The sequence below is a fragment of the Prosthecobacter debontii genome (assembly GCF_900167535.1).
Taxonomy (GTDB): domain Bacteria; phylum Verrucomicrobiota; class Verrucomicrobiia; order Verrucomicrobiales; family Verrucomicrobiaceae; genus Prosthecobacter; species Prosthecobacter debontii.
The window spans coordinates 1-3,350 of sequence record NZ_FUYE01000042.1 but is presented as its reverse complement, the minus strand read 5'-3'; the positions used below and the strand labels follow the sequence as shown (position 1 = coordinate 3,350).

The following is a 3,350-nucleotide window of genomic DNA, read 5'->3' as shown; positions in this document are numbered from 1 at the left end:
AATGTGAAAAATTAAAACTAACTCAAGAAGAAAGAGATCAAATAGAAAAAGATAGAATCAATCCTAATTATAAATATATTCCTAAAGAAAAATTTAATGGAAGAAGTAGGGGGAGATAAAATATGGAATTTGAAGAATTAAAACGCAATCAAAATATATTAGCAAATAAACTAATAGAAATTGATAAAAAAACATTAGAATATTTAAAACAGGTTAGGACAGATGAAAAGGAAATAGAAGAAAGAGAAAAATATATTAAAGCGAATATAGATAAATTAGAGCAAATAACAAATAAATTTGAAAAATATCAAAAAAATTTTAAAAGGACTAATTTTTTAAATAAAGTATTTGGTATAATGATTTTCTTATTTTTGATATTTTTAATTTGGGGAAGTGTTCTTATTCATTCTCAAAAGAATCAAATAAAAAAGTTGGAGGAAATTATAGAAATCACTAATGATAATATAGTTGAAGTTTTATTAGGGGATAGAAAATTTTGGGTAGATAATAACGATAAGATAAATTGGAGTTTGATTAAAAATATTCCTGAAGAAATTAAGAATTCTAAGCTAAAGAATCAAAAAAAGGGGAAGTAATTTCCCCTTTTTTTCCCCCTCTCTAAATAAAAAAGGCAAGGGAAACCTTGCCAATCGTAAAAGTTGGTCATCTTTTACTTGATACCTTGCTTGTTAACTTACCTAGTAAATATTTTTACATAGTAAGAAGAAAATTATTAGGAATATTATTTTCAAAGAGTACACCCCCTTTCATTAGACAGGGTATAAACAATTTTCATTACTAAAGCATGGTATCTGAAGAATATAATATCATTATATTGCAAAAAATAAAAAGAGATTTAAGCCGACCAAAGCTTAAATCTCTTTTTTAGTGTTCTCTTTGTAATATTCCTGATTCAATTATAACCCTTTATTAAAAAAAAAGCAATTTATCTTTGAATACTTATATGTATTTCAACAGTTCCATCATTATGATGTTTTTCAAAATCTAAGTTGTAACTTCTTTGAAGTTCTCCAATGTCTTCTAAATTCCAAATAATCTTCCAAGTATCAATTATTGTAGAAAGATTACATTTAAATATTTTGTAATCATCTTTATTTATAAAAATTGAATTTGAATCAGAAAAATAGTTTTCACCACCAATTGTAAAATCGTAATCACCTTTATAATTTGATTCATAGTTAAAATAAAAAGCATAAGTAATTGCATTTTTTAAATTTAAAGATAGGTATTTTTCCCAATATTCTCTTATTTTTATTGGAGCACCTTTAAAATTATTAATTCTAATGCTAGGTAAAACATATTTTTTTTTATTCATATTTTATTTCTCCTTTGTCTTTTAAATTTTGTATTTTTGCGAGTTCAGACCATAAGTTCATTCGTTTATTTGTTGGTAAATCACTATTTCTTATTAAATTTGATATTTTTTCTTTTTCAATATCTAAATCAGATTTTTTTGGCTCTGTAAAATTGTTTTTAAAGGCTGTTTCAATCTTTTCTTGACCTAATATATGCCCTTGATTTTCTTTAATTTTATCCATTTTTGAATTTTTTATATCTTCAATTTTTGCAGTTAAAATTTTAGAAAAACTTTTAATTTCTGAATTATATTTGTAAAGTTCTTTAAGAGCTTTTATAATATCTTTTTCCTCGTATTTTTGAAATATTTTCTCCATAGCCTTTTGAGAATAGGATTCATTTATATATCGATTTTTCCGAGCTTTTTCAATAGCTTTTAATAATTTTTCTGATATTTTGTTTTCTGGAGTAACATCATCTATGCCTTTCTCAGTTCTAATAAACTTAATTTCATTCACTTTTCTTCCTATTTTTTTTTCTTCAAAAGAATACTCAAATTTAGTTTCAAACTTATTAATTTCAATTAAAGCTTTTTTTAAAACATGAGCTTTAAATATTTTATATTCTTTATATTTTTCTATAGTTCCTGTTATTTGTCTAATGTTTTCTACTGTTAAGGTTGGAATATTAATATTTTCATATTTTTTAAAAAAATCATAAAAAATTAAACTGTATAAACATTTAAAAATTCTTTTTTCTAATAATTTTATTGTTGTGTAATATAAACTATCTTTTGTTTTTTCTTTTGTTTCTAAAGCTTTATAAATACTTGGAGGAATTGCAACAAATATTCCATTTTCTAATTTTTTATATTCTGATAATAAATTAAATGCTCCCCATAACTTCCCTTTAGAGTCTTTACTTTCAATTCTTATTTTTTGTAAAGAATCTAAATATAGATATAAATCTTGAAAATTTCGATTTCCATTTATAGCATCCATTATTTCTGTTGCTGATATTATAATATTATCAGTGTTTTCTTGTTGTAACTTGTGTAAAATAAAATCATATGCTAATATCCCTTGATTTGTTAATGGAGCTCCTGTTATTTCAATTAATTGATTAGGTTTAAATAAAATTAAATCTTTAAATGTTTTCATAAATTTCACCTCAAGAAAATAGTAGCACACAAAGGTTAAAAACTGCAAAAAATTTTTTTAACCTTTATTCTTTTTTTTTTAACCTTTATTCTTTTTTTTTTAACCTTTATTCTTTTTTTTTTAACCTTTATTCTTTTTTTTTTAACCTTTATCATTTTTTGACATCTTCAGACATCCCAATTACACAGGGATTTAAGCTCTCTCAAAAAACGCCGTAAATATTATAAATATTATAAATATTACAAACAAGAAAAAAGTAAGTATTTTTTCTATAAGAATTTTGTCACTTTATGCGTATTATTTGACAAATAAAAATTTGTAAATTAATATGGAAAGAAAAAAAAAATAAACCCCTATCAAATTTTTGATAGGCGAGATACCTTTACTGGTACCCAGCAAAGAAAAACCTACGGTTTTTTCTCGCCCTACGGGGTTAGAGGATGGTATATCATGGAAGAAAATAGAATAAGAAATCATCAAGTTAAATTTAGATTATCCCAAGAAGAATTAGATCAATTAAATAAAAAAATATTAAAATCTAAACTATCTAAACAAGATTTTTTTTTAAAACTCATTAAAGAAAAAGAAATTCTAGTAATAGAAGAATTACCCAAATTAATTTTAGAATTAAATCGAATAGGAATAAATTTAAATCAATTAACAAAAAAAGTTAATTCGAAAGAAAAATTAGGAATTTTAAAAAAAATAGATTTGAATAGAGAACTTAAAATCAACTCAGACGCTCTAAAATCGATTTTAAATACAATCAAAGATATTTTTAGTTAATTATTATGACTTTGAATTATAAGGGGTGTTAAAATGGCAATAATAAAGGCTATAAATTCATCTAGTGGAGGAACTGGAAGTTCTAAA

4 protein-coding genes are annotated in these 3,350 nt (G+C 23.1%); 2 read left to right on the top strand and 2 right to left on the bottom strand.

The annotated features are described in order from the left end of the window. Window positions 1-122 precede the first annotated feature (122 nt). Complete coding sequence (locus B5D61_RS25400) at window positions 123-596, top strand: hypothetical protein (RefSeq protein WP_078695019.1); 474 nt, start codon at window positions 123-125, stop codon at window positions 594-596. A 350-nt stretch (window positions 597-946) separates the two neighbouring features. On the opposite strand, the gene B5D61_RS26005 is transcribed toward B5D61_RS25400, so the two are convergent. After that, window positions 947-1,336, bottom strand: a complete 390-nt coding sequence (locus B5D61_RS26005) for a hypothetical protein (RefSeq protein WP_078695018.1) — start codon at window positions 1,334-1,336, stop codon at window positions 947-949. After that, the gene (locus tag B5D61_RS25395; RefSeq protein WP_078816232.1) at window positions 1,329-2,477 is read right to left on the bottom strand and encodes a replication initiation protein; all 1,149 of its coding nucleotides are present in this window, start codon (window positions 2,475-2,477) and stop codon (window positions 1,329-1,331) included. The genes B5D61_RS26005 and B5D61_RS25395 overlap by 8 nt, the downstream gene beginning before the upstream one ends. Before the next feature lie 450 nt (window positions 2,478-2,927). Here B5D61_RS25395 and B5D61_RS26000 point away from each other — a divergent pair, with 450 nt between their 5' ends. Next, on the top strand, window positions 2,928-3,263 hold the full coding sequence (locus tag B5D61_RS26000) for a plasmid mobilization protein (protein ID WP_078695021.1): 336 nt from the start codon (window positions 2,928-2,930) through the stop codon (window positions 3,261-3,263). The last annotated feature ends 87 nt before the right edge of the window (window positions 3,264-3,350 follow it).